The 26308-nt window shown below is 38.9% G+C and carries 25 protein-coding genes; 22 read left to right on the top strand and 3 right to left on the bottom strand.

Annotation, left to right across the window (positions count from 1 at the left end):
- Positions 1-37: 37 nt before the first annotated feature.
- On the bottom strand, positions 38-913 hold the full coding sequence (locus LA20533_RS07040) for a GRP family sugar transporter (protein WP_056946007.1): 876 nt from the start codon (positions 911-913) through the stop codon (positions 38-40).
- A 126-nt stretch (positions 914-1039) separates the two neighbouring features.
- Here LA20533_RS07040 and manA point away from each other — a divergent pair, with 126 nt between their 5' ends.
- The 3 genes from manA (at position 1040) to LA20533_RS07055 (ending at position 4334) form a co-directional block, all read left to right on the top strand.
- Positions 1040-2005, top strand: a complete 966-nt coding sequence (gene manA / locus LA20533_RS07045) for a mannose-6-phosphate isomerase, class I (RefSeq protein ID WP_056946008.1) — start codon at positions 1040-1042, stop codon at positions 2003-2005.
- Positions 2006-2147: 142 nt separating this feature from the next.
- Complete coding sequence (locus tag LA20533_RS07050) at positions 2148-2861, top strand: response regulator transcription factor (protein ID WP_054746006.1); 714 nt, start codon at positions 2148-2150, stop codon at positions 2859-2861.
- Between the two features lie 3 nt (positions 2862-2864).
- Positions 2865-4334, top strand: coding sequence for a sensor histidine kinase (locus tag LA20533_RS07055; protein ID WP_056946009.1), 1470 nt, complete (start codon positions 2865-2867; stop codon positions 4332-4334).
- Positions 4335-4544: 210 nt separating this feature from the next.
- On the opposite strand, the gene LA20533_RS07060 is transcribed toward LA20533_RS07055, so the two are convergent.
- The gene (locus LA20533_RS07060; protein ID WP_054746007.1) at positions 4545-6704 is read right to left on the bottom strand and encodes an LTA synthase family protein; all 2160 of its coding nucleotides are present in this window, start codon (positions 6702-6704) and stop codon (positions 4545-4547) included.
- A gap of 133 nt (positions 6705-6837) precedes the next feature.
- On the opposite strand from LA20533_RS07060, the gene LA20533_RS07065 reads away from it, so the two are divergent.
- The 3 genes from LA20533_RS07065 to LA20533_RS07075 all read left to right on the top strand — a co-directional run bounded on the left by LA20533_RS07065 (position 6838) and on the right by LA20533_RS07075 (position 9404).
- The gene (locus LA20533_RS07065) at positions 6838-7455 is read left to right on the top strand and encodes a VanZ family protein (protein WP_056946010.1); all 618 of its coding nucleotides are present in this window, start codon (positions 6838-6840) and stop codon (positions 7453-7455) included.
- 62 nt (positions 7456-7517) lie between these two features.
- Positions 7518-8384, top strand: a complete 867-nt coding sequence (gene fba / locus LA20533_RS07070) for a class II fructose-1,6-bisphosphate aldolase (RefSeq protein ID WP_054746008.1) — start codon at positions 7518-7520, stop codon at positions 8382-8384.
- Between the two features lie 240 nt (positions 8385-8624).
- A complete protein-coding gene (locus LA20533_RS07075; protein ID WP_056946011.1) occupies positions 8625-9404 on the top strand; it encodes a DUF1828 domain-containing protein in 780 nt (259 codons plus the stop codon).
- Positions 9405-9475: 71 nt separating this feature from the next.
- On the opposite strand, the gene LA20533_RS07080 is transcribed toward LA20533_RS07075, so the two are convergent.
- Positions 9476-10165 carry an SGNH/GDSL hydrolase family protein gene (locus LA20533_RS07080; protein ID WP_054746009.1) on the bottom strand — a complete coding sequence of 230 codons (690 nt, stop codon included), beginning with the start codon at positions 10163-10165 and terminating at the stop codon, positions 9476-9478.
- 157 nt (positions 10166-10322) lie between these two features.
- On the opposite strand from LA20533_RS07080, the gene LA20533_RS07085 reads away from it, so the two are divergent.
- The 16 genes from LA20533_RS07085 (at position 10323) to rfbC (ending at position 26299) form a co-directional block, all read left to right on the top strand.
- The gene (locus tag LA20533_RS07085; protein WP_054746010.1) at positions 10323-11408 is read left to right on the top strand and encodes an LCP family glycopolymer transferase; all 1086 of its coding nucleotides are present in this window, start codon (positions 10323-10325) and stop codon (positions 11406-11408) included.
- Positions 11409-11438: 30 nt separating this feature from the next.
- Complete coding sequence (locus LA20533_RS07090; RefSeq protein ID WP_054746011.1) at positions 11439-12221, top strand: YveK family protein; 783 nt, start codon at positions 11439-11441, stop codon at positions 12219-12221.
- 9 nt (positions 12222-12230) lie between these two features.
- Entirely contained in the window at positions 12231-12959 is a 729-nt protein-coding gene (locus LA20533_RS07095) for a CpsD/CapB family tyrosine-protein kinase (protein ID WP_054746012.1), read from the top strand.
- A complete protein-coding gene (locus LA20533_RS07100; RefSeq protein WP_236693757.1) occupies positions 12940-13677 on the top strand; it encodes a tyrosine-protein phosphatase in 738 nt (245 codons plus the stop codon). Before LA20533_RS07095 ends, LA20533_RS07100 begins: the two co-directional genes overlap by 20 nt.
- A 244-nt stretch (positions 13678-13921) precedes the next feature.
- Positions 13922-14647, top strand: coding sequence for a sugar transferase (locus LA20533_RS07105; RefSeq protein WP_083605805.1), 726 nt, complete (start codon positions 13922-13924; stop codon positions 14645-14647).
- An 18-nt stretch (positions 14648-14665) separates the two neighbouring features.
- Positions 14666-15838 (top strand): beta 1-4 rhamnosyltransferase Cps2T, encoded by a 1173-nt coding sequence (gene cps2T, locus LA20533_RS07110; protein ID WP_056946012.1) that lies wholly within the window; start codon positions 14666-14668, stop codon positions 15836-15838.
- Between the two features lie 28 nt (positions 15839-15866).
- Positions 15867-16799 carry a capsular polysaccharide synthesis protein gene (locus LA20533_RS07115; protein ID WP_056946013.1) on the top strand — a complete coding sequence of 311 codons (933 nt, stop codon included), beginning with the start codon at positions 15867-15869 and terminating at the stop codon, positions 16797-16799.
- Positions 16800-16879: 80 nt separating this feature from the next.
- Positions 16880-17692, top strand: a complete 813-nt coding sequence (locus tag LA20533_RS07120; protein WP_056946014.1) for a LicD family protein — start codon at positions 16880-16882, stop codon at positions 17690-17692.
- A gap of 10 nt (positions 17693-17702) precedes the next feature.
- On the top strand, positions 17703-18584 hold the full coding sequence (locus LA20533_RS07125; protein ID WP_056946015.1) for a glycosyltransferase: 882 nt from the start codon (positions 17703-17705) through the stop codon (positions 18582-18584).
- Positions 18574-19587 (top strand): glycosyltransferase, encoded by a 1014-nt coding sequence (locus tag LA20533_RS07130; protein WP_056946016.1) that lies wholly within the window; start codon positions 18574-18576, stop codon positions 19585-19587. The genes LA20533_RS07125 and LA20533_RS07130 overlap by 11 nt, the downstream gene beginning before the upstream one ends.
- Positions 19577-20665 (top strand): glycosyltransferase family 4 protein, encoded by a 1089-nt coding sequence (locus LA20533_RS07135; protein ID WP_056946017.1) that lies wholly within the window; start codon positions 19577-19579, stop codon positions 20663-20665. Before LA20533_RS07130 ends, LA20533_RS07135 begins: the two co-directional genes overlap by 11 nt.
- A gap of 94 nt (positions 20666-20759) precedes the next feature.
- Entirely contained in the window at positions 20760-21818 is a 1059-nt protein-coding gene (locus LA20533_RS07140; RefSeq protein ID WP_056946018.1) for a glycosyltransferase family 4 protein, read from the top strand.
- 94 nt (positions 21819-21912) lie between these two features.
- Positions 21913-23199 carry a hypothetical protein gene (locus LA20533_RS07145; protein ID WP_056946019.1) on the top strand — a complete coding sequence of 429 codons (1287 nt, stop codon included), beginning with the start codon at positions 21913-21915 and terminating at the stop codon, positions 23197-23199.
- Between the two features lie 63 nt (positions 23200-23262).
- The gene (locus LA20533_RS07150; protein ID WP_236693756.1) at positions 23263-24822 is read left to right on the top strand and encodes a lipopolysaccharide biosynthesis protein; all 1560 of its coding nucleotides are present in this window, start codon (positions 23263-23265) and stop codon (positions 24820-24822) included.
- Between the two features lie 27 nt (positions 24823-24849).
- Positions 24850-25725, top strand: coding sequence for a glucose-1-phosphate thymidylyltransferase RfbA (gene rfbA / locus LA20533_RS07155; protein ID WP_056946020.1), 876 nt, complete (start codon positions 24850-24852; stop codon positions 25723-25725).
- Position 25726: 1 nt separating this feature from the next.
- The gene (rfbC, locus tag LA20533_RS07160; protein WP_056946021.1) at positions 25727-26299 is read left to right on the top strand and encodes a dTDP-4-dehydrorhamnose 3,5-epimerase; all 573 of its coding nucleotides are present in this window, start codon (positions 25727-25729) and stop codon (positions 26297-26299) included.
- The last annotated feature ends 9 nt before the right edge of the window (positions 26300-26308 follow it).

Consider the following 26308-nt stretch of genomic DNA (forward strand, 5'->3'; position numbering starts at 1 on the left):
ATTTACTGGCAGCTGGTTCAAACTTAAGATTAGGTTGTTACTGGGGCATGATGGTCGTGATAATTCCGCCGGCGACGACGAGTACGAGTCCCACCAGTGTGAAGATAAGCTCTCGCTTCGACTTTTCTTCCTTCAGAACGTAAACGCCGAGCAATGTTGCAAGCACAACATTCATTTGTGAAATTGTGAAGCCAGTGGCGATGCCGTTTGCTTTGGCAGAGAGCAGGTAACCAAAGGCGGCAATGCCGAACAGAATCCCACTAAGCACGTTTGAATATGTGTTCTTATCAAAGAGAGGTTTTAACTTTAGATTACTTGGTAACAGGCTGAATAATAATGCTGCCCCAACCATCCCGATGGTCTGTGGTAGGAATGCTTCCTTACCATTTAGATCGCCAAGAGTAGGGAAGACTGAGTAGCCCACGTAGCCGAAAATTTGGAATACAAAGATTAAGACAACCTTCTTCACATCGACTTTTTTGTCAGTGTGCACAATCTTCTTATCAGAGATGGTCGTCAAATAAACGCCGACAATGATGATGAGAATTGCTAAGAAGCCGATCAACTTGGTCTGAGTCTTTGGCCATTCGCCGAACAACACGATCCCAGCTAACGAAGTACCGATAATTTGGAGACCGGTCGAGATGGGCATTGCACCTGAGACGCCGATTTCCGTGAAGGCCTCGAATTGTAACATCTGGGCGAAGGCCCAAGAAGCACCACTGAGAATTCCATATAACAAGGCGTGGCTCGATAGGCCTGGGCTCGTAATGAAGAAAATCACAATTGAAACAAGGAATGCACCCATTGTCGTTCCAAGGATTTGGTTGATTGGCTTACCGCCTGCTTTCACATTTGTGATAGGCATGATTCCCCAGAAAATAGCAGGGATAAAAGCAATTAATATATTCATTTTTCACCTCAAAAAATTTCCGATAGAAAAGATTGTACACTAAATGAAAACGCTCCGCAAGAAAATCATTTCGAGGTACCATTTAAAAGCTGAAACCGATATAATGAAAAACGAGGTGAATAATAGATGGAACCAATTTTTTTAGCACCATATTTTCAGAAGAAGATTTGGGGTGGGCGCAAGCTTGAAACCCAATTTAACTATGATATTCCTGCTGGTGATATCGGTGAGGCGTGGGTAATCTCGGCACATCCCCATGGCCCAAGCACGATTTTAAATGGTGCATTGAAAGGGAAGACCCTAGATGTAGCCTACAAGGAGAATCCTGAGTATTTCGGTAACCCGAAGGAGCCAGTATTCCCGCTATTAACGAAGATTCTAGACGCGAACGACAGCTTATCGGTTCAGGTACATCCTGACAACGAGTATGCCCGAATTCATGAGGGCGAGCTCGGCAAGACCGAATGCTGGTACGTGTTGAGTGCAGAGCCGGGCTCATACCTAATCTACGGCCATCATGCGAAGACTAAAGCAGAGCTCAAGGAGATGATTGAATCTGGTGATTGGGACCATTTGTTAAGAAAAGTTCCCGTGAAGAAAGGTGACTTTTTCTACGTTCCAAGTGGCACCATTCACGCCTTAACTAAGGGAATCGTTGTGCTCGAGAGTCAACAATCAAGCGACACGACTTATCGGCTATATGACTATGACCGGGTTGACGCCGTCACCGGTGAGAAGCGGGAACTGCACTTACAGCAATCGATTGATACAACGACTGTACCAGCGACGGATCCGAAGCTAAACATCGTGACTACTACTCAAGGTGAATCTAAGGTGACCGAATATCTGCAGCCCCCCGTCTCACCATTCTTCTATGTTGATAAGCTGGACGTGGTCGATGAGCTGCAGCTGAGCCGAGGAGAACACCCTTATGTGCTCGTTTCGATTATTGATGGCGCCGGCCAATTAGTGGTCGACGGCCAGCAGTTTGGGCTCAAGAAGGGAACGAACTTCATCATTCCTAACCAAGTGCACGATTACACGCTCACTGGTCAGATGGCCGCCATTCTTTCTGCCCCAGTGGAGAATTAATTTTGGTAAAAATTTACTAATCAAGTATACTGATTTAAAGAGAACAAGGACCGACTTGCGATGCCGGAACACAATTCTTTAGTGCATCAGTGTACTTTTTTTGTTGGCGCGATTAATGCTTTGAGCTAGATAGGAACGAGTAATGAGAATATTAATGGTTGAAGACGACAATTCGGTGGCCACAATGATGGAGATGTTCTTTCAGAAGGAGCAGTGGCAGTTAGATGTAGCAGCAGATGGCCAACAGGCAATCGACATGTTCAAGACGAAGCAGGACGAATACGACATGATTACGCTCGACCTCAATTTGCCCGGGAAGGATGGGATGCAGGTGGCGCGGGAGATTAGAGCCGTCTCTAAGGCCATTCCCATCATCATGCTTACGGCCAGAGACTCGGAGTCGGATCAGGTACTTGGCCTAGAGCTTGGTGCAGACGACTACGTCACAAAGCCCTTCAGTCCGATGACCTTGATTGCCCGCATCAAGGCTTTGCACCGGCGCGCAGAATTGACCGAAACCGAGACACAAGAACAAGAAACGAGTGGTGAATACGATGTGCAGACAAACCACCTGAAGATTAGCCAAAGACTCCGGGAAGTCTTGTTCGACGACCAGGTCGTTGAAGGACTGACGCCAAAGGAGTTCGATCTGCTGCTAACGATGTCCCAAAAGCCAAAGCAAGTCTTCTCGCGCGATAAGCTCTTAGAGCTAGTCTGGGGTTACCAATACTTTGGCGAGGAGCGCACGGTTGACGCCCATATTAAGAAGCTCCGGCAGAAGCTCGAGAAGGTTGGGCCCCAGGTCATTCAGACGGTGTGGGGAATCGGTTATAAATTTGACGATACGGAAGTTTAGTAGATGAAATTAATCTATCAACAGATGCTGGCTTTTTTCTTTATTATCATCACCAGTGCGGCGATCATTGGCTATTCGGTCCTGAGTTTCGCCAGTGAGCAGGCGTATGATTCGACTTTTGCCAGACTCGAGGGTTACGCCGATTCACTCGGTGAGCTCGCTTTAGCGAGTGACGGTCAGCTTGATGCGCACTTCTTAGATGAGCTGCAAATCGTGATGAAGAACGACGATGTTAGTCTGCGTGTCTTCGATGGTGATAATAACCAAATCTATCCGGCCTCAAAAACGAATTGGCAGTTACCGAAGAACATCTGGAATACACTGCAATCTGGCCGCAGCATCCACATCAAGAACGACCACCAGAACGAGCACAGCCTCCGGGTCTCAAACAAGGAGGCCTATTCTGGTGTGATGGTTCCTTGGCGTCACGGTGACTCGTTGATTGGCGTCGTTTGGCTTGGTGCGAAGGTAACGAACATCGAGGCACCGGTCAACATGGCGAAGAATAATCTGGCTACGGCGCTATTGATTACAATGATTGTTGGGCTTATTTTGAGCTACTTCCTGGCCTACTTCACGGTCAACCGGATTAATCGCTTGAGTAGGGCAACGAAGAAGGTTGCGAGCGGGGACTTTGATGTCCAGTTGGCTCATAAGGATCGCGATGAGATTGACGAGTTGGCGACGGACTTTAACTCAATGGTGCAGTCGCTGCGTAAGTCGAACGAGGAGATTGCACGCCAGGAGGAGCGGCGCAACCAGTTTATGGCGGATGCTGCCCACGAGATGCGGACGCCATTGACGACGTTGAATGGCATTCTGGAAGGCCTGCAGTATGATGCTATTCCCGAGGAATCTAAGGGCAAAAGCATTGAACTGATGCGTAACGAGACCAATCGGTTGATTCGACTCGTGAATGAGAATCTGGACTACGAAAAGATTCGCAACAACCAGATTCTGCTGTTCAAGACGGAGTTCGACAGTGTACCGGTGACCCACGATATTCTCACCCAATTGCGGCAAAAGGCGCAGGAAACCGGCAATGAATTGGTTTATGAGGGTAGTGAATCAGCTAATGTGTTCGCTGACAAAGATCGCTTCACACAGATCATGTTTAATTTGATTCAAAATGGCCTCCAGTTCACGCAAAACGGGCAGGTACGTGTGGGTGTAAAACGAGCTGAGGAGCAGCATGCGACGATTTTCACCGTGGCTGACAACGGCATTGGGATGGATAAATCTCAGATGCACTTTATCTTCGACCGGTTCTATAAGGCGGATCCGAGCAGGAAGAAGGCTGGTACGGGAGAGTCTGGCCTTGGCTTGTCGATCGTTTCCTCGCTCGTACAACAGCATGGCGGTAAGATTGATGTCCAGAGCAAAGTAGGTGAGGGCACAACCTTCACGGTCACCCTCTACGACGACGGCTTTCAACAATATGTTGACGCAACGACGGGTAACCAACAAAAGTAGTCCTCATTTCTGAAAGACAAGTAAATAGCCCGGTACAAGAACCAATTTGGTCCTGTGCCGGGCTATCTTTATATGGTTAAGATAGTTAATCAAAAACGTGTGCCAAAAGACTGAGAATTCCGTTTAACTTCTACCAGTTGAAATCCTAAAAACCAAGATTTGTAACTGGTATTTGTTAATCCTCGTTCTCAATGCGTCTTTTGTCACACTCTACTTGTCCTCGACCTTCGTGGTCGCCGTCTCTGGCAGTGTGTCGATATAATCCTGATGATCCTTTAACTCAGGCGCATCGGTCTTGTAGTCGCCCGTGGTTGAGCCCTTTTTCTTCGAATAAATACTAGTCGAGAGGCTGCCTAACTCCTTCCGAATCTTGACCATCTGCTGATATTGATTCCGGTAGTCGAAAGCTGTGGGGTCGGTCGGGATGAATCCAGCCGGCGTATACAGCTTCAGTAAGTTCTTGTTATTCAGCATATCCGAATAACCAAGTGTTTGCTGAACGTACTTCTGTTTGGCGTTAATCTCGGTTCTTTGTTCCTGCGTCAAGCTTGTCAGCTTGCTGCCGGTGCTGTTCTCGAACACCTCACCGCTAGCGCCGGTGCCACGGACCACGGTGTATTTCGGTGTGACGAAGTCCTGGTTACGAAAGGCGACGGTTTCGTTATGCGCAGTAGACAAGAGGTCCGTGCCAAACAAAGCAAACTTCTTGGAGTCGACACCAACGAGGTGCAACAGAGTGGGCAGCACATCAATTTCACCGCCGTAGGTGGTGTTCGTTCCACCCTTCAAACCAGGCATATGCATGATTAGGGGTACACGCTGCATCTGGGCTGTATCGAAGTCGGTCCACGTGGTCGGATCCTTGCCAAGCAATGGCGCTACCACCAGGTTGTCCGGGTTCGAGAGGCCGTAATGGTCCCCGTAAAGGAGAACTAATGAGTTATCATACAGGCCACTCTTCTTCAAGTAGTCGAAGAACTCGCGCAGTGCCTCGTCCAGGTAGTGGGCGGTCACAAAGTACTTGTTGACCGTCTCACTCTTGGTATCAGATGTCTGGAAGTCTGAATTCTGTTCATCTAGGGGATACGGGGTGTGGTTGGTCACGGTCAAGAACTTGGTGTAGAACGGTTGTTGCATCTGTTCCAAGTACTTCACGCTCTCGGAGAAGAGTAACTTATCCTTCAGTCCATAGCCGATGGTGTTATCCGTATCGGCGGAGAAGTAGCTGGAGTCGAAGAAGTAGTTGTAGCCAAAGTTCTTATAGACGACGTTTCTGTTCCAGAAGGTACCCGCATTCCCGTGGAAAACCGCGGAGGTATAGCCGCCGTTTTGGCGGAGGATGGCTGGAGCAGCTTGGAACGTGTTATCGCTCCCGAGTGTGGTGAGTACTGACCCATCTGAGAGGCCAAAGGCCCCGGTTTCAAGCATTGTTTCGGCGTCGCTTGTCCGGCCCAAGCCGACCTGATGGAAGAAGTTGCTGAAACTGAGGGTGTTGTTATCCTTCACTAGTGAATTGAGGAACGGCGTCACCTCTCGTCCGTTTAGCTTGAAGTTTAATAAGAACTGTTGGAAACTCTCGAGGTGAATCACGATGATGTTCTTCCCTTTAGCAGCGCCAAAGTAGGTGGGATTTGGCTTAGCATAGTTGTTCTTCGTGAAAGCAAGAATGTCGTTGATGTCGCTAGAATTGGCCGATGTTTTGGCGTTGTTGGTGTTCATTGTTTTCACCGCGTCTGAGAGCAAAAAGGTGTTGACCCCAAGGTACTTCACGCCGTAAGTTCTGTCATAGGTATTGACGAAAATCCGGGGGCGCGCCGTCTCGGCTAGAGTGATGTTCACTGCGAGGATGAGAAAGCCAAGACTCGTGATGGCAAAGGGTTTCATGATGCCGTACGATTTCTGATCAATCTTAATTTTCTTCATGAAGAGTAGGACGATAATTACGATGATATCGAGCCAAATTAGGACGTCCGTGATGTGCACGAGGGAGAGGGCACTCATGCCGAGCCCCTTTGAGACCTTGCTTGAACTGAGCATCGTGTTGAAAGTCACGAAGTCACTAAATTGGCGGTTGTAAATCACGTTGCTATACAGCAGGATGGTGCTCACAATATCCAGTACCAGGATGATGATGTAGGACAGGATGGGCCGCGCCAAATAAAGCCCGAGGCTCAGGATAATGAGCGTCATGCCAATGGGGCTGAGCCACATGATGAAATGTTGGTATGGGTCTGAAAATTTGAGATTAAAGTCGACGTAGCCGACAAAGATGGTCTTGGCCCAGTAGGCTGCCAACAGAAGCGTCAGGAAACCGGGGCGCGTATTAATGAAATTAATTATTTTTCGTTTCACGTTTTTCTCCTCAATCATGAATCATTTTAAAGGTTATTCGGGTCCGTGGCAATTTTGTGGTGAAATTTGACCAATAATTAAGATTCTGAGGTGTGTTCATTTGCGATAATTTAGCTTACACTAGTAGAAGAAAAAGAGGGAGTACGGCAGGATGATTTTCTTACAACCATTTTACCAATTCGTGGTGACACACTATAGCAACTCTATCAACCATTTCCCGTTGGTGAAGCTGGTCTTCTTTAGTGTGGACAAGACACTGTTCTACTTCTTGATATTCGCCGTGATTCGCCTCATCTGGCTGCTGGCGGTTAAGGAACGCAGAAAGATTTGGTCGGAACTTGCCGTTTGGCTATTTGTGTTCTATATAATGCTGCTCCTTGCGCTCACCGTCTTTCGGGGAACGTATTTCCCGTGGCAATTGCGCTTCTACTTCGACCGGCCGCTGACACAGATTAACTTTAACTTCTTGAGTGAGACGCTGAAACTAACAAGGGGAGCCTCGCTGCTCGACTTCATTTACAACTTATTTGGGAACATCTTCTGGTTTGTACCATTTGGCTTTTTGTTCCCACAGGTATTCAGGTGGTTCAACCGGGCGTGGCGAACGATTCTGGCAGGCGGATTATTCTCACTATTGATTGAGAGTCTCCAACTTGTCCTCTACACGGGTGTGAGTGATTTAGACGACGTGTTTTTTAATTTAATTGGAACATTGATAGGATACGTCTTGTTTGCGCTTACAGTGAAAAAGCGCAGTAACTTAAGCTAGAAAAGACTTTTTAATGTGTTACAATACCAGAGGTATATTATTTAATATAGGAGGACATTTAAATGTCATTTATACACGGTACAGAAATGTTTCAAGCTGCTCGTAAGGGTGGTTATGCTGTCGGTGCGTTCAACACTAATAACCTCGAATGGACTCGCGCAATTCTTGCTGCAGGTCAGAACACAAACACACCTATCTTGATTCAAACATCAATGGGTGCTGCTAAGTACATGGGTGGCTACAAGTTAGTACGCAATCTTGTTGCTGATACAATCGATTCAATGGGCATCACAGTGCCTGTTGTAATGCACTTGGACCACGGTAACTACGAAGCTGCTAAGGAAGCTATCGCTGCTGGTTACTCATCAGTTATGTTCGATGGCCATGACTTACCATTTGAAGAGAACCTAGAGAAGACTAAGGAAATCGTTGCACTTGCCCATGAACACGGCATCAGCGTTGAAGCTGAAGTTGGTTCAATCGGTGGTGAAGAAGACGGTATCATTGGTGCCGGTGAATTAGCAGACGTTGAAGAAGTTAAGACTTTGAACGCTGCTGGTCCTGACTTCTTGGCTGTTGGTATTGGTAACATCCATGGTGTATATCCAGAAGGCTGGAAGGGCTTGAACTTCGAAAGACTTGGCGAAATCGCTGCAGCTGTTGACACACCACTTGTATTGCACGGTGGTTCAGGTATCCCTAAGGAACAAATCCAAAAGGCTATCAGCATGGGTATTGCTAAGGTTAACGTTAACACTGAACAACAAATTGCTTGGGCAAAGGCTGTTCGTGCATACGTTGAAGCTGGTAAAGATCTTGAAGGTAAGGGCTTTGACCCTCGTAAGATGCTTGCTGGTGGTACACAAGCTATCCAAGATACTGTTGAAGAGAGAATCGACTGGTTCGGTACTAAGAAGATCAACGGTTAATAACTATTAGTTGTGAACTACACCGGGAATGAACGAGCAGTTAACGATGTCGTCGATGTGCGTAGCACAGAAAGCGACAAGTCAAGGTGATCTCATTGTTGTAGTGAACACGATTACACTAAATTATACGGAAGCATCCACGATTGTGGATGCTTTTTTAATTTGAACAACATAGATACTAATTAAGAGACAACTAGTCTATAGTGTAGGATGACAGAGTAAGTCAGGAGGTGTGTCAAAATGAATTCAAATACGGATTGGATTAAAGAATACACTAATTGGCTATATTCACAGTATAAACGTTCTGAAATATCTGATATTACGGAAATTACGACTCCATTCACGAATTCAATCGGTGATAACTTTCGTCTTTACATTAAGGAAAATAAAGAAAAAATAACTATCTCTGACGATGGTAATACGATTAACGACTTGGCTATGTTGGGCGTGGATTTAACAACCAAGACTCGCAGTCATTATATTGATTCTGTCTTACAGCAATATGGTGTTGACATGTTTGAAGAGGTTATTAAAGTTACGGTGTCAAAAGATAGGTTTCCAATAATTAAACAAAACATTCTTCAAGCGATACTTAAAATAGATGACCTGTACAGCACAAGACATGAGAATCTAAAGATTTTTTTTCTTGATGATATTATTAACTACTTTGATAGTAATGATTATGGTGGCTTTGCTGGTCACCCATTAATCGGTGAAACAGGTAATAGTTATAAGGTTAATTATGCAATTCCTGGTACTAGTAAGCGGCCACTACAATTAATTAATATTTATAATTCAATTGACTTTTCCAAGGTTGCCATAAATCTCATTCAGTTTGAGGATATTCGTCAGTCACCTGAAATTGGTAAAAAAGAAATTTATTGGTATATAGTTTATAACGAAGAAGAAAGAAAGCCAGACGATAATTCCCTAAATATCTCAAAGAAATCTGGTATGAAATTACTTTCAAAAAATAATATAGTAGAAATCAGAAGTGATGTTACTAGCAAATTTCTTTAGAATTTTTTGGCCCAAATTCCCCAAAATATAGACTAAGTACAAAGAAAGAGCCGCGATTTTTCGCGACTCTTTTATTCTGCCAGGATGGTCTTGGCAACCAGTTGAACTAAATTTGATCTCCCTAACTTGTTAGGGTGAATGTTATCGTCGTAGAACCAATTTGTTTGGCCCTCACAATAATTATGCCAATCGATGATCGTCAGGTTAGGATATTGCTGTGCTGCTGTCGTGAGCTCCTGATTAACGCTCGTTTCCCAGTTCTTCGATGGCACGTGGGTATTGACCCAGTATACCTGGCGTTTATCTCCAAGCTGCTCCATGATACCAGCCATCATTGAATCGGTGATCGGACCATTTGTGCCCAGGCCAATTAAGACGGTGTTGGCAAGCTGGTTACTTGATTTAAGATCATCAATAATTGCGGGTGCGGCTGCTACCTGGCGGTTAACCTTTGCTCTAATAATCGCTTGAGGAAAGATTTGCTGGTAGGCTTTCTCGGCACCCTTCGTGATGGAATCACCGATAATAGAAATTTCAAGTTTCTTGGCCTTCTTGTGCTCAGACTGGGTGAAGTTTGTGTAGTTGAGTGCAGTCTGTTGTTTGAATTTAATCTCTGCTTGTTTCTGCTTATCTACTTGTGTTGACTGGGCCTGGGTCCGCGTCAGCTGCTGCTGGTATTCGAAGAGTCCGAGACCAACTCCAACTAGAACTATGATGGCGCCGACGAAGAACCAGGTTGAGATGTGTTTATGTGCTTTCATAAAAGGGCTTTCTATTGTGTAACAAAAATAAAGTAAAACTTGAAACTAACCAGCATTATAACATATCCAGCGATAAATTTTACAATTATAATTCTTAGTTCCACGAAATATGATAGAATAGTAAAAGATTGTTACCAATTTTTGGGAGGAATAATTGATGGATCAAGAACAGCTGAAACACGAACATCATAAGCACCATAAACATCATAGTAAGAAGCATCGGAATAAGGTGATTAGACGGACTGTGATTACAATCTTTCTAGTCTTACTTGTGGCAGTTGGTGGCTATGGCTTCTGGGTCTTCAACACGGCTAAGAATAAGCTGGATGATTCATACAAGTCAGCTGGCGAGAAACAGGCCGCTCGCTCAATCGTCAGCGATAAGAAGCCGTTGAATGTCTTACTGCTAGGCGTCGACACGGGTGCCTTCGGTCGTAACTACCAGGGTAGAAGTGACACGATGATCATTGCAACCGTTAATCCTGCAAAGAAGAGAACCACATTAACTAGTATCCCTCGTGATACGATGGCTGAACTCGTAGGGACCAAGACTTATGACTTCGAACGTATCAATGCTGCCTATCAGCGCGGTGGGGCACCGATGGCGTTGAAATCCATTTCCGAATTATTGAACGTTCCGCTTGAGTATTACGTGACCATCAATATGGGCGGGATGGAGAAGATTGTCGAATCCGTTGGTGGAGTTGATGTTAATGTGCCATTTACTTTTACTAGTCGCGGACAGGAATTTGTTAAAGGCCCAATGCACTTGAATGGTGAACAAGCATTGAAGTATGCCCGAATGCGTTACGAGGATCCACGTGGTGATTACGGTCGACAAGATAGGCAAAGAGATGTTATTGCGGCAGTAATCAAATCTGCAGTTACAACACGCTCGTTAACTAACTTCCAGGATATCCTAGGTTCTATTTCGAAGAACATGGTGACGAACCTGAGCTTTGACGATATGGTTGCTGTATTTACCGATTATCGGCAGTATGGTAAGACAATCAAGAACGATTATGTTCAGGGAGCAGGCGCACTTTGGGGCGACGCAATGGTGCAGATTGCATCCACGAAAGAACTCCAGCGGGTCTCTGATAATTTACGCACTGAGTCAGGGCTGGATAAAGCAACGTTAAATAATGAAACAACCTACCAGAACAAGATGAACGTCGAAAAGAATGGCTTCGTCTTTGGTAGTTCAAGCAATCAACAGGACTTTAAGGTCTTTGAGCGTTAACATAAACTACTTTACACCGGGGAGAAGAGAATGAACCAAGTAATTGGCTTTGAGGATTTATGGAAGATTGTTAAGAAGAATATTGGATTAATAGTAATCACAACTGCAATTGGCCTGCTATTGGCAGCATTTGTGAGCTACTTCGTGATGACACCGAAGTATGATGCGAATGTGGATGTGCTGGTTAACCGGAAACAAGATAAGGCAATAACCAACCAGTTAAGTGATCAACAGGCCGATGTCAACATGATTAATACTTACAAGGATATCATTACTAAGGAAGTAACGCTTGTACCCGTTCAGAAAGAACTTAAGGATAAGCTAGGTTACTCAATTAAAGTGGCAAAGTTGATGGATAACACAGCTGTGACCAACCAACAGAATTCGCAAGTCTTTTCGATTACATACACTGATACTGATGCTGCTCGGGCAAAGACCGTTGTTAATACAATTGCTAACGTCTTCAAGAGCAAGGTAAAGACAATTCTGGACATTAACAATGTTTCAATTATTGCTAAGGCACGTCAGCCAAAGGAACCAAGCTCACCCAATAAGAAGATTAACATGGCAATTGGAGTAGCGCTTGGACTATTTATTGGTCTAGGAATCGCATTACTAAGGACTGTTACCGACAAGAAGGTCAAAGACTTGGACTTCTTAACTGATGAACTTGGTTTGACGAAGCTAGGAATTGTTGGTCATACTAGAAAGACTAGTCGCCATTCAGTGAAACAACCTGTATTACAGCATAATAATATAAGTACCAGACAATTGAGACGTTCAGACAATAAGCCAGTTCAGAGGGTAAAGTAGGAGGATACGATGGCAATATTTAAGAAGAAATCAAATGGTCTTCAACCTGTTGCAGCCGCAAATTTATTCACCTTAAACAATCCGAGTGCGGTGGCTACGGAACAAATAAAGACAATTAGAACTAACATTAGCTTCTCGCAAGAGGCTCAGAATTTGCAGACCATCATGATCACCTCGACTGTGGCTAGTGAAGGTAAATCAACAATTGCTGCTAACCTGGCGGTAGAATTTGCACATGCTGGTAAGAATACTTTATTGATTGATACGGATTTGAGACGTTCGACTGTCGACCGAACTTTTGGTATGCATGGAACTACAAAGGGCTTAACGAGCTATCTGGTACACAGGTTCGAAGAATTGACAGATGTCATTCACGAGACTGAGGTGGAGAATCTTTCGGTGATTCCAAGTGGTCCGATTCCGCCAAATCCTGCTGAGTTGATTGCTAGCCAGGGCATGAAGGACGTACTCACCCAGCTCAAGGAGTCATTTGACCTAGTCATTGTTGACGCACCACCATTGTTACCAGTAACAGATGGACAAATTATGTCTAACATGGTTGACGGAGTTGTTCTGGTAGTACGGCAGAACCATACCTTGAAGGCTGGTGTAAAGGAAGCTAAGCAGACACTGGAGAATGCCAAGGCTAATATTCTTGGTGTAGTCTTCAACGATGTCGAGAGTAGCAACGATAGTGGCTACTACGGTGAAGGGCATTATGACAACAATGAACAGTAATAATCTGATTGACTTGCACTGTCACATACTACCTGGTATTGACGACGGCTCGAAAGGATTAGAGGCGTCATTAAGGCTGGCCCAAGAGGCAATTGATGATGGTGTACGCTACATTGTAGCGACCCCGCATCATTTGGACCGCCATTATATTAATCACGCAGGTGATGTGCAGGAAGCGGTAGATACTTTTCAAGCTGAACTAGATCAAAGGGGACTTGAATTGACAATTTTTGCAGGACAAGAGATTCATCTTAATGGTAATTTGGACGAGATAGTGCCAGATTTACTTGGTTTAGATGCAACTGGTAAGTATCTCTTAGTTGAGTTACCACACGAAGACGTACCTGATTATACTGAAAACCTCTTCTTTAGACTCAAGTTATTGGGCATCACACCTGTCATTGCACACCCCGAGCGTAATGCTAGGATTCAGGCAAATCCTGAGTTACTACAGGGATTCATCAATAATGGGGCACTGGGCCAAGTAACAGCGACCAGTGTTGTTGGTGATTTCGGTCGTAAGGTCAAGAAATTTAGTCGGGAACTTCTTGAAGCTGGCTTGGTGCATATCATCGCATCAGACGCACACTCCTTAAAGGGTCGTAAGTTTGTCTTACGTGAAGCGTTTGAAGAAGTCGCTAAGTGGGATTCAGAACTTGCACTGCAGTTAGAGCAAAATGCGAAGCAGATTGTTAACGGTGAAGAATTACTGAATTAAATGTAGTCTAAAAAGTCAATTATGGAATACCTAATTTAGTCTTATCGAAATTTATCTAGTGTACAATTTGCTCGGTCATATTATTAATTTAATTTATTGGCTTGAAATACGGTCGTGTAAGCATTTTCTTCATTAATACTATTATTTAATATATTGTAAATAATCGTAAGGAATTATAAAGTTAGAATATGAGTATGTAGATTATTCTAGGTTGAATAAAAATCAAAATATTGGAGGATTTGTAATGGAACAACGTGGCGGTCTAGCAACAGATGAATATTTGAAACGCCAAGATACAGATTCACAAGTGTATCGTGACAATGATAACTTATATTGGCTGAATACAGCTAAGTTAGAGTCGCAGTCAATTTATTTAATTGTAAAACGATGCTTTGATTTTATTGCTAGCTTACTGGCACTTATTTTACTCTTGCCCTTATTCTTAATTATTGCCATCATCATTAAAGTGGATGATCCAAAAGGTCCAGTTTTTTATTCTCAAATTCGATTGGGTAAGAATCAACAGAAATTTCGGATGTATAAATTTCGTTCAATGATTGTTGATGCTGACCAGAAGCTCAAGTTGCTTTTGGATAAGAACGAAGTTGATGGTCCGATGTTTAAGATGAAAGAGGATCCGATAATTACAAAGATCGGTGAATTTATCCGTAAAACAAGTATTGACGAATTACCACAACTGTGGAATGTACTTCACGGAGATATGAGTCTTGTGGGTCCTAGACCACCGTTGGCACGTGAGGTTGAAGAATATACTGATTATGATTTACAACGTCTATTAGTTCAACCGGGTTGTACTGGATTATGGCAAGTTAGTGGTCGAAATGATGTTGGGTTCAACGAGATGGTTGATTTGGACATTAAGTATATTCGTAGTCGTAGTGTTAAGACTGATCTAAAGATTATTTTAGACACAGTGAAAATAATGGTTCACCCAAATGGGGCATACTAGTAAAAGAAAGTTGATTTTGTGGAAAAACATGTATTTATAGTCGGATCAAAGGGTATCCCGGCTAATTATGGTGGATATGAAACATTTGTCGAATATTTAACAGATAAACAAGTTGATAAGAGTATTAAGTATCATGTAGCCTGTAAAGTTACCGATAAGAACAGCATGATACCAGAACACTTCGAGCACAATGGCGCAGATTGTTTCAAAGTCTATGTGCCCAATATTGGTCCGGCGCAGGCTATTTATTATGACTTGAAAGCGCTCAAGTATTCACTTGAGTACGCTAAAAAGTATAAAATAAAAAAACCAATATTTTATATTCTTGCTGCGAGAATTGGCCCATTTATGGGTACAGTAGTTCAACAAATTCATTCAATAGGTGGCGAAGTTTTTCTTAATCCAGATGGACATGAATGGATGCGTGCTAAATGGAGTAAGCCAGTTCGTGCATATTGGAAATATTCAGAGAAACATATGGTAAAACACGCAGACTTAATCATCTGTGATAGCAAAAATATTGAAAAGTACATACAGGATACATATCCGCAGTACCAGCCAAAAACAACATTTATTGCATATGGAGCAGAAATACAGCGGTCAACTTTAGCCGACGATGATGCTAAAATTACTGATTGGTTCCATAAATTCAATATTCGCGCTAACGAGTATTATTTGATTGTTGGTCGCTTTGTCCCAGAAAATAATTATGAAACCATGATTCGGGAATTTATGACTTCAAAATCACAAAAGGACTTGGTGATCATTACTAATGTCGAACATAATCAGTTCTACGATGCGTTAAAAGCTAAGACCCACTTTGAACAGGATCAGCGCATCAAGTTCGTTGGTACGGTTTACGATCAGGACTTGTTAAGCAAGATTCGTGAAGTGGCATATGGTTATCTACACGGCCATTCGGTAGGGGGAACTAACCCATCGCTACTTGAAGCCTTAGCTAGTACTAAGTTGAATCTACTCTATGACGTCGGCTTTAATCGTGAAGTTGGTGAAGATAGTGCGTTATATTGGAATAAGAAAGCCGGTAATTTGGCAAAGCTAATTGATACTTCTGATAGACTTTCCGGTGATGAGTTAGCTGCGTTTGATCAACGTTCGATTAGACGCATTAAAGAAGCTTATAGCTGGTCATTTATTATTAATGAATATGAAAAGGAATTTTTGGACTAAATATTCAAATTAAATTAGGAGTTGCATAATGGTATTAATTGCTGCATTAAAAAAGCATGGTATAAAAAGTGTTCTCGGTGAAAAAATTAAAAGTGGAAATTTCCTTTATGATATTGGTAGTACTCTTTTGAATGGTACCGATAAGACCTCGCTTGAGCTTATTAGGCTGGGTGAGATAAATAGAATATCTCGAAAACTTAAAAAAAAATATCGTAAAGTAATTTTGAAACCACTCGAAATCGAAGTTAAAAAAGTTCCGTTGGATACTTTGCCAGTTTGGACCATGTGGCTTCAGGGTGAGGAGTCTGCCCCTGCGATTGTAAAGTCATCGTTAAGGAGTATTAAAAAAAATTATGACAATGTTACTGTAATTACTCGACAAAACTTTAATGATTTTGTGAATATTCCAAATAGTATAGTCTCAAAATGGAAATCTAATGTAATATCAGATACTCATTTTTCGGATATCATTAGAACTGAATTACTAATAAAATATGGCGGTACTTGGATTGATTCTACAGTATATGTAAACAACAAATGTGAGTGGTTTGAAAAAAAAATAAATAATTGTTCGCTTTTCTTTTTTCAGAATATGAGACCTGGATCTACGGGAAATGCTATCTTTCTTTCAAGTTGGTTTATAGTGTCTGTTCCTAATGAACCAAGTTTAATACGATTAAGGGAACTTTTGTATGAATATTGGAATGATTACGGTGTTTTGAAAGATTATTATTTATTTCATATTTTTTGGCATCTAATTTTTCAGGCCCACCCTGATGAATTGGATAAAGTTGTTAAGATATCTAATTCATTGCCACTACAGATGATGTATTTATTGAATAAAGATATATCTGATTCTGAATTTAAACAAATATTTGATGATTTTCCAATGCAAAAATTAACATATAAGCAACTTTCAGATGACTCAAATGCGGCATACCACAGATTTATAGAGGATTAGAAAATTATAGATTAACATATATACTTTTAGATGAATTAAAAAAATACATATGAGTCGGTTAAACATTGAAGGGTTGAAGAATGAAATCTGATCTTGAAAAAATACAAAGAATCGAATTAGAAGCGTTGACTACTATCATAAATATATTAGAAGAAAACAATTTAACTTATTTTTTACGGGGAGGATCGGTTATGGGTGCTGTCAAATATTCCGGTTTTATTCCTTGGGATGATGACATGGATATATCTCTTCCAAGAAGTGATTATGAAAAATTTATCTCTATCTTCTCAAAGAATTGGTCTGAAAAATTTTGGCTTGCCAGTTACCGAAATGGTGACGATATTTTTTGCTATTTTCCAAGGGTTCTTGTTAAAGAAGAATATCGATTAGACAATAATCTACCAAAAAATAATCATTTAGGTTTCTCGATTATTGATGTTTTGCCAATTGATGGGCTTCCTAGCAACGCGATTGGACGAAGATTTTATATATTACATGTTGCTATTTTACGTGCTCTTGGTGCAATTTGGACAATGGATGTCAAGGATACTGTGGTCATGCATAAACCAAGAAGGCAACGCATCTTAAAAATAATTAAAAATTTTGGTTTACAAAAGTTATTTACACAAAATGATGTTTATAAAAAGCTAGAAAAAGTATATACAAAATACCCATTCAGCTCTACATGGATTACTACTATTACTGGTTCGTCCTTCTCTAAAGAAATTTTTCCACATAAAATGTTTGGAAATGGAGTTATTAAAGAATTTGAAAACATCAAAGTTAGAATTCCCTATGATTTCGATAATTATCTAAAACATATGTATGGTGAAAATTACGCAAATGAGGAACCTGAAGTAAAAAAGTCACACCTCACAGATAAAAGAATATAGGAGTATTAATTTGGTTGTATTTGTTATTCTTCATTACTTAACACTTGAAAATACAATTTCTGAGATTGACCATATTATGTTCGATCTTTCCGGAGAAAAAAGAATTATCATTGTTGATAACGGATCACCTAATGGTTCTGGTGAAGTACTAGAAGAAAAGTATCGCAAAAACGACTTTATTGAGGTTATAATTAGTTCAGTAAATCTCGGATTTGCAAAGGGTATGAATATTGGATACCAACGTGCAAAGAAATATGATGCGGAAAATATTATTTTGTTAAATAATGATATTGAGTTTATACAGGAAAATTTTATTAGTCTAGTTAAAGAGTCTTATGCCAGACAACCATTTGCTGTTCTTGGACCTGATGTAGTTGTCCCTGAGACTCATCAGCATCAAAATCCAAAAAAAACTACTGAGTATAGTCTTGCGGAAGTACAAAATATACATGATAAAAATCAAAAAATATGGGATTTACCCGACTATTTATTCAAGTTACGAGCTAGATTGAAAAATTCAAAAATTTTAACAAAAATTTATTTAAAGATAAAAATTAAAAACGATGATCAAAGAAAATCGATAATGACAAATGTGGTTTTACATGGATCAATTTTGATTTTTTCTAGAGAATTTATTGATAAATTCAATGTACCTTTTTCTTCTCGAACTTTCTTTTATTTTGAAACTGAAATTCTTGATCGTTTAATACGTGAAAAAAAACTTATTTCAAAGTACGATCCTACTATCAAGGTCTTACACCATAAGAGTTCTTCAACAAAGAAGTCTTTTTCAAGTGAGGCTCAACAATTAAGGTTTCAGGTTAAAAACATGATTAGGTCAACCGAAGTATTTCTTGAGTTATTCGGAAAGGAGGATAAAGATGGACTTTAATAGAGAAATAGTTGCTGTTGTTGTAACTTATAATAACCGTTTTAATTATTTAGTTAAAACAGTGAAATCGCTTGTACAACAAGAAAAAATTAGTAAAGTTATTATCGTTCAAAATGGGGTTCAGTATGATTTACCATCCTTATTGAATAAATACTCTTCCGTGTCTGTCATACAAAATTCTGACAATCAAGGATCAGCAGGTGGATTCTGGTTAGGATTCAAATATGTTTCTAATGTAGAGTTTAAGAATATGAACGTCTTAGTTTTAGATGATGATAATATTCTTGACTCAGAAGCAATAAATGAGCTGGAAAAAGCTGAATCACTCCACGATTATCCAGCACATATTTGGTCACTTTTTAGGCCTAACGTACAAAGTAAAAAACAGTTTAATAAAACCTCAGAAAGAACGTATGATTCGCTGACTGATACAATTAACGGTTTTACAATTGAACATCTATTTAATAAGAATAAGGGAAATGAACCGCGAAAATATAAAGATGTGAATTGCTTAATTACTTCTCCATATTCAGGACTTTTTTTTCCTCAAGAATTACTGAAAAGTATCGATTTACCAAATAAAAACTTTTATCTTTACTCGGATGATATTGAATTTACGTTGCGTATACAACGATTTGGACATTTGATTCTTCAATACCAGTATGCTTGTGCATATGACCAAAGCGTAGCTTGGCAAACTTTAGAAGAAGATAATAGTAAAAGTAGAAAATCTTTTTATATAACTTCGGAAATATTCCGCCCATTATATACATATCGAAACGAAGTATATATAAGTTATTACATCTTAAAGAGAAATAAGTTTTTACTATCTTTGAATTATTATCTACTGCAATTGTGGATGTTAATATCTTATATGCCCAAAAACCGAACTGGTGTTAAAAAATTTATGCTATTGAGACGAGCAATGGCAGACGGGAAAAAATCAATTTTAGGAAAGTCTACTTGGATTGAAAATATAAGGGAAGCACAAAATGAACATTAAATTCATAATGAGATTTCATGATAATACACCATCGGGGGGGAGAAAGATTGTCTATGAATACATGAATTATTTAGTTAATAAAGGAAATAACATCAGTTTATGCTTTGTAGCAAATACCTCTTTTAAAACTCGAAAATATAATCATTTACTTTATATTAAGTATTATTTAGATTATTTGAAAAGAAAAAAGGGTCAATCTCAAATAGATTGGTTCAAATTAAATTCAAAAATTAAAATTGAAACTAGATTCTCTATTGATAGTAGTATAGCTGATACCGATAATCAAATTATTTTTGCATTTGACTACGGAATTGCACTTAGTATATATGACCATCTTACAAACATTAGAAATTGTGTTTACATGATTCAACATGACGAACGTGTTTATTATGACAAGAATGTCATCAGACAAGCTTGGCGTCTTCCAATGAAAAAAATTGTTATAAGCACATGGTTGTATAAACTAGTTAATTCAGTAGATCCGGGTAATGTTATTTTAGTAAAAAATTATGTTGATCTAGATACATTTTATTTAACGAAACCGATTGAACAACGAATGAAGACGGTAAGTTTGATTTCGCACCCTAATCCCTATAAAGGAACGAAGGTTGGACGAGAGGCTTTAAGCCTCGTTAAAGAACAGGTACCGGAGTTAAGAGTAATTATGTTTGGTACGCAGCCTTCACCTACCGATCTTCCAGATTATTATGAGTATTATCAAATGGCTAACGAAAGCATATTGAGGGAAAAAGTATATAATCAGTCATCAGTTTATTTATTGCCAAGTGTATTAGAGGGATGGGGACTCACGGCAACTGAGGCAATGTCCTGTGGCTGTGCACTTGTATCCACTAAGAATGGTGGTGTAGAAGATTTTGGTGTTGATAACTATAGTGCACTTTTGTGCGATGTAAACAATACTAAAGATATATCAAAAAAAATCATTAGTTTGTTAAATGATTCTTCTTTTAGAGTGAAAATAGCTAACAATGGTTTAGAAATGGTGAAATCAATGAATTTTTTGGATAGTGCTCAACTTTTTGAAAATGTACTTTACGAAATTAATCATAGTCATTAGCTTAGTTTTTTAATATACTTTTTTGAAGTTTTTAATTAGAAGGTCGTTACGATAAAACGGTGTTTGTAATTTTTTTGTAGAAGGGATTTAAACTTTGAAAATTAATTTTGTTTTGCCTGAGATACAACAATATCCAATTGGTGGATATAAATTGGTTTATCAATATTCAGATTTTTTTGCCAATTTGGGGCATGATGTTGTTATTTACCACAAATTAAGTAATTCTAATAAACCAATACCTAATTCTATAAGGTCCTTGAAAAGAAAAATTGACTTTGCAAAGAATGAACATAAAGTTGATTGGTTTTTCTTCAACTCTAATGTGAGGTTGATTCCTGGTGTCTATAAAGATGAACATATTAGGGATGCGGATGTTATTATTGCAACAGCAGTCTCAACAGCAGAATTTGTTAGTAGTCTCCCTGCAAAAGCCGGAAGTAAGTATTATTTCATTCAAAATTACGAAAATTGGGGTGGATATACAAATGAAATGGTTGATGCTAGCTATCGATTACCTATGAAAAAAATAGTAATTTCAAACTGGTTGGCGGACTTCGTTGAACAAGCGACTGGTGATCGACCTTATCTTATTCCTAACTTTATTTCCGCGAAAGATTTCTATATATCTAAAACAAAAATGCGAGAAAATATTATTTCTATATTGAACCATCCACAGGAAACGAAGCGTACTGCGTTTGGGTTAAAAATTTTAAGTCAGGTAAAAAAAGAAATCCCAGATTTGCAAGTTAGGCTTTTTGGAGCTTATATGGCACCTAAAGAGGTTCCTAGTTGGGTTACATATTATCATCAGCCGTCGATTGATATTTTAAGAAATAATGTGTATGGATCCTCCAAGATATATTTGATGCCTTCTGTACTTGAAGGATGGGGATTGACTGGTATGGAAGCTATGGCCTGTGGTGCTGTTCCGGTAGCATCTAAATATGGGGGGATGCTAGATTTTATGGCAGACGATATAAATGCAGTTTTAGTAGAAAAAGATAATGAACAATCATTCGTTAAAACAATAATAGATTTGTTACAAGATCCCACAAGGCTATCTAGATTATCAGACAACGCTGTGCAAATCACTTCTAATTTTTCAATCGAAACATCAGCTAATAAATTTCTAAAGATATTAGCATATATTTAAAAAACTTTATTGTAGGTACGGAATTTGAAACATTTCTTAGCCGAAAATCATTCAATATAATTAGAAAAACTGTATTAGTAAAGGAATACTTAATTTGAAATCATTATTTAGCTTTTTAGTAACATTTTTGACCTTATTATTAATGGTACCAGGAACCATTAAGCGTTTATGTTTTCAAGTGGGCATTAATAATAGTACCCTAATTATAAATGGTGTTAGATACCTATTAATTTTATGTTTGATGACAATTCTTTTTTTCTCAGTTTGGTCAAAATTTGGAAAACAACAAAAAAAAAATCTAAATCTTCGATTTATTAACGTATTATTTTTACTTCTCTTAATTTTTCAAATTGTTGGAGGAATAAGTGGTCAAGGACTTTGGATTCGTATAACAGGTTATTTCTTATTCGTAATAGCTTTAATAATATTATGCTTTTCACTCAAGGACTCAACATTCTTTTTTTCGCCTACCGTAATGAATACTACTATTATTTGCTATGCGTTAATCAATGGATTACTAGGAATTGCACAATATTTGACAGGAAGCAGTATTATCTCAGTTATTAATGACTCTGGTATTTCAAATGTCTCTAGTTCACAATTAGATAACGTACAGATATTAGGAATTTTAGCATGGAATGGTGGCCAACGTGCTTTTGGATTTTTAGATTCGGGAATGATTCTAGGAGTATTATTAGTAACAGCATTTGGTATATTATACTATGACGGTATACCGGCTAATAAACATTTGAAATTTTTTTTAGAGTGTATATACGTATTCGCGATTGTCGCGACGCTCACGCGAAATGTATATTTTCTGTTCTTATTAATGTTACTAAGTAAGTTTGTTATTAAAAATGGTAAATTAGTTTTTTTATTTGGACTATTCGTACAGATATTACCGATAGTGTATGTAAATTCATTCAACACATTCAGCTTTCTACAAAGCTCTTTTTTTGGAACACTAAAATCAAGACTAGATGGTATTCTTTTCTTTGAAAATTTTTATCCTTCCTCAACAATCAGAATTTTGTTTGGAAATGGTTATCAATTCGATAATTCATTTAAATTGATTACGGCATATGTTGTTGATAACCAAGGTCTTGCGTTGTATCTTGATATAGGATTATTTGGTACAATTTTAGTCTACTATATATTCTATACACTATTGGCTCATGCGTCAGTAACAAAAATTAATAGTGCAATGTATTCAATGATCATGATCTTCCCTTTTTTTGGACTTGCAAATAATCATTTAGTTTTCTTTTCTGGACTATTAGTATTGCTAGTGATGAGTAGTAAGTACGATGCAGATTCAATAGAAAGAGAAAAAATTCAATTTAATAAAGATTTTAGGAAACCAACTATTGATTTTCCTTAAAATAATCGTTTATAAAATAAAATTATTTGTCTATAATAATTATCTTGAAGGAGTATTATTGGCGTGAAATTGAACAATTTATCAAGGACGAAGGCCTCGGTTGTTAACTCGTCAGTCGCAACTATTGCACAAATAATTCAGTTGATTTTTCAATTTATTGCGCGCTCAGTTTTTATTTATACATTAGGTTCTAAATATTTAGGTTTAAACGGCTTATTTCTTAATGTACTGGGATATTTGAACTTTGCTGAATTAGGAATTGGTAGCGCAATCACATTTTCGTTGTATCGTCCATTAAATAACCACGATGATGTTCAAGTATCGGCCGTTTTACATCTGTTTAGGAAAATATACCATTATATTGCACTTGTTGTACTTGTAGCTGGGTTAGTAATCACACCTTTTGTTCCTCGATTAATTGGTGGTAGCACGAATGGAATTAATGTCAGTATCTCAAAAGCTTTCCTTCTGGCATTATCTAATACTGTACTATCATATTTTACTACATATAAGAGGACACTCCTTATTGCTGATCAAAAAAGTTATGTAAATACTATTAACACTGTGGGATTTAATGTGGCGGGTCAATGTATTCAAATTATACAATTACTTATTTGGAATAATTTCTATGCCTATCTTTTTATTCAGGTCTTAATGATGCTAGCTTCTAATATACGAATTTCGTATGTTGTTGATCATTTTTATCCAACAATTGATTTTAATTCAACTGAAAAGGTTGATCCTAAAGTAATTCAGTATTTGAAAAAAAATATTGTTGGAATGTTTTCTGCCAAGCTTGGTGGCATTCTTGTTACTGGTACAGATAATATTTTGTTATCGTATTATGTAGGATTGATTGCTGTGGGTATGTACTCGAACTATGTCATGATTATTAATGGTTTGACGATGTTAATTAATCAACTTGTTTCAGCGGTATCAGCTTCAATTGGAAACCTAGGTGTTTCAAGAGCAAGTAAGGAGCACCAAGAGAGAATTTTTTATCAGTATTTTATGATAACCAGTCTTATTGCTTTATTAGCTAGTACTGGTTTTTCAGGATTTGCATCTGCATTTGTCAAACTTTGGATTTCTGATAAAATGGTATATTCTTTTTTGCCGCTTACTATTATTTCATTGAATTTCTATTTACAGATGTTACGTCAAAGTATTATTAATTATACAAATGCGTACGGACTTTACTGGTACGAACGTTGGAAAACGCTTTTTGAAGCCGGCGTTAATTTAATAATTTCATGGTATTTGATTAGAAATACAAACTTAGGTATATCTGGAGTTTTACTTGGTACAATTGCTAGTAATTTAATTGTAAATTATATTTGGGAATCACATATTGTTTTGAAATATGGACTTCATACTGAGGAAGGGCGTTTTTTGAGACTTTATGCTGGTTTTATATCTGTTGGATCTATAATAATTGTGGGAACAACGAGTATCATTAATTATTTTGCTGGGCCATACTTATGGCGTAGTATTCTTGTTACTATTTGTGCTGAGATTTTTGCCGTTGTTGCATATACATTAGTCACTATTTTTTTCTATCCGAAAGCAATTGAAAAAATTGATTTCAAACGAATTTTTTGTAACACTTTTAAACATTTTTAAGATTATAATAACGGAGGTATTTTAATCGTGAAAGGTATTATTTTAGCAGGTGGTTCAGGAACACGGCTTTATCCAATTACACGAGCAATTTCTAAGCAATTGATTCCAATTTATGATAAACCAATGATTTACTATCCACTTTCAACATTGATGTTGGCAGGTATTCAAGATATTCTAATTATCTCAACGCCTAAGGATCTTCCAAGATTTGAAGAACTCTTTGATGACGGTTCAGACTGGGGTCTTAATATTTCGTACAAAGTGCAAGAAAAGCCAAACGGTCTTGCTGAAGCTTTTGTCCTAGGTGCTGATTTTATTGGCAACGATTCAGTCTGTTTAATTCTTGGTGACAATATTTTTTACGGTGGTGGACTCTCTAAAATGCTGCAAGATTCTGCTGCTAAAGAGACTGGTGCAACCGTATTTGGTTATCATGTTAATGATCCCGAAAGATTCGGCGTGGTCGATTTCGATGAAAATATGCACGCTAAGTCAATTGTTGAGAAGCCAGAAAATCCTGCAAGTAACTATGCTGTTACTGGTTTATACTTCTATGATAACGACGTGGTTGATATCGCGAAGAATATTCAACCATCTCCACGTGGTGAACTTGAAATTACTGATATTAACCAAGAGTATTTACGTCGAGGACAATTAGACGTTCAATTACTTGGACGTGGTTTTGCTTGGTTAGATACTGGCACTCATGAATCCTTGCAGTCGGCATCAAGCTTTATAGAAGCTATCCAACACCGTCAGAATCTACAGATTTCATGTCTAGAAGAGATTGCCTACAGAATGGGCTACATCACACTCGAAAAGATGGTTGAGTTGGCTCAACCACTTAAGAAAACTGAATACGGTCAGTACTTATTAAAACTAGCAGAACGAGAAGGTAAATAAATTGGTTAAAGTTATTGATACAACATTACAAGACGCAAAGATTATTGAAACAGATGTTTTCGGTGATCACCGTGGATTCTTTACAGAATCATACACGGCTGATAAGTTCCATGAAGCTGGAATCGATATTGATTTTATTCAAGACAATCAATCATTATCTGTTGAACCAGGTGTCTTAAGAGGACTTCACTTTCAACAAGCCCCACATGCTCAAACTAAGTTATTGAGAGCGATTACTGGTGTAATCTACGATGTTATTGTGGATATTCGTGAAGGATCACCAACCTATGGTAAATGGGAAGGATTTATCCTAAGTGAATTTAACCACCGTCAATTACTTGTACCAAAGGGTTTTGCCCACGGATTTGTTACCTTAACACCTAACTGTAATGTTGCCTACAAGTGCGACGGTTATTATGTACCTAATGCCGATGGTGGTATTGCCTTCGATGATCCTGATTTAGCAATTGATTGGCCAATGCCTCTCGAACATTTAGTTCTATCAGATAAGGATAAAAAACATCCTAATCTGAAGGATGCAGACGTTCATTTCGTTTATGGCGGCAATTACTAGGAGGATTTC

Origin of the sequence: Amylolactobacillus amylophilus DSM 20533 = JCM 1125 (genome assembly GCF_001936335.1) — a bacterium.
GTDB lineage: Bacteria > Bacillota > Bacilli > Lactobacillales > Lactobacillaceae > Amylolactobacillus > Amylolactobacillus amylophilus.

Excerpts from the sequence above, each read along its gene's own strand:
- LA20533_RS07055 (WP_056946009.1), top strand. The coding sequence starts at position 2,865 with ATGAAATTAATCTATCAACAGATGCTGGCTTTTTTCTTTATTATCATC.
- fba (WP_054746008.1), top strand. The coding sequence starts at position 7,518 with ATGTCATTTATACACGGTACAGAAATGTTTCAAGCTGCTCGTAAGGGT.
- LA20533_RS07135 (WP_056946017.1), top strand. The coding sequence starts at position 19,577 with ATGAACATTAAATTCATAATGAGATTTCATGATAATACACCATCGGGG.
- LA20533_RS07075 (WP_056946011.1), top strand. The coding sequence starts at position 8,625 with ATGAATTCAAATACGGATTGGATTAAAGAATACACTAATTGGCTATAT.
- LA20533_RS07095 (WP_054746012.1), top strand. The coding sequence starts at position 12,231 with ATGGCAATATTTAAGAAGAAATCAAATGGTCTTCAACCTGTTGCAGCC.
- LA20533_RS07060 (WP_054746007.1), bottom strand. The coding sequence starts at position 6,704 with ATGATTGAGGAGAAAAACGTGAAACGAAAAATAATTAATTTCATTAAT.
- LA20533_RS07120 (WP_056946014.1), top strand. The coding sequence starts at position 16,880 with ATGAAATCTGATCTTGAAAAAATACAAAGAATCGAATTAGAAGCGTTG.
- LA20533_RS07065 (WP_056946010.1), top strand. The coding sequence starts at position 6,838 with ATGATTTTCTTACAACCATTTTACCAATTCGTGGTGACACACTATAGC.
- LA20533_RS07105 (WP_083605805.1), top strand. The coding sequence starts at position 13,922 with ATGGAACAACGTGGCGGTCTAGCAACAGATGAATATTTGAAACGCCAA.
- LA20533_RS07050 (WP_054746006.1), top strand. The coding sequence starts at position 2,148 with ATGAGAATATTAATGGTTGAAGACGACAATTCGGTGGCCACAATGATG.
- LA20533_RS07115 (WP_056946013.1), top strand. The coding sequence starts at position 15,867 with ATGGTATTAATTGCTGCATTAAAAAAGCATGGTATAAAAAGTGTTCTC.
- LA20533_RS07085 (WP_054746010.1), top strand. The coding sequence starts at position 10,323 with ATGGATCAAGAACAGCTGAAACACGAACATCATAAGCACCATAAACAT.
- manA (WP_056946008.1), top strand. The coding sequence starts at position 1,040 with ATGGAACCAATTTTTTTAGCACCATATTTTCAGAAGAAGATTTGGGGT.
- LA20533_RS07090 (WP_054746011.1), top strand. The coding sequence starts at position 11,439 with ATGAACCAAGTAATTGGCTTTGAGGATTTATGGAAGATTGTTAAGAAG.
- LA20533_RS07100 (WP_236693757.1), top strand. The coding sequence starts at position 12,940 with ATGACAACAATGAACAGTAATAATCTGATTGACTTGCACTGTCACATA.
- LA20533_RS07080 (WP_054746009.1), bottom strand. The coding sequence starts at position 10,165 with ATGAAAGCACATAAACACATCTCAACCTGGTTCTTCGTCGGCGCCATC.
- LA20533_RS07040 (WP_056946007.1), bottom strand. The coding sequence starts at position 913 with ATGAATATATTAATTGCTTTTATCCCTGCTATTTTCTGGGGAATCATG.
- LA20533_RS07130 (WP_056946016.1), top strand. The coding sequence starts at position 18,574 with ATGGACTTTAATAGAGAAATAGTTGCTGTTGTTGTAACTTATAATAAC.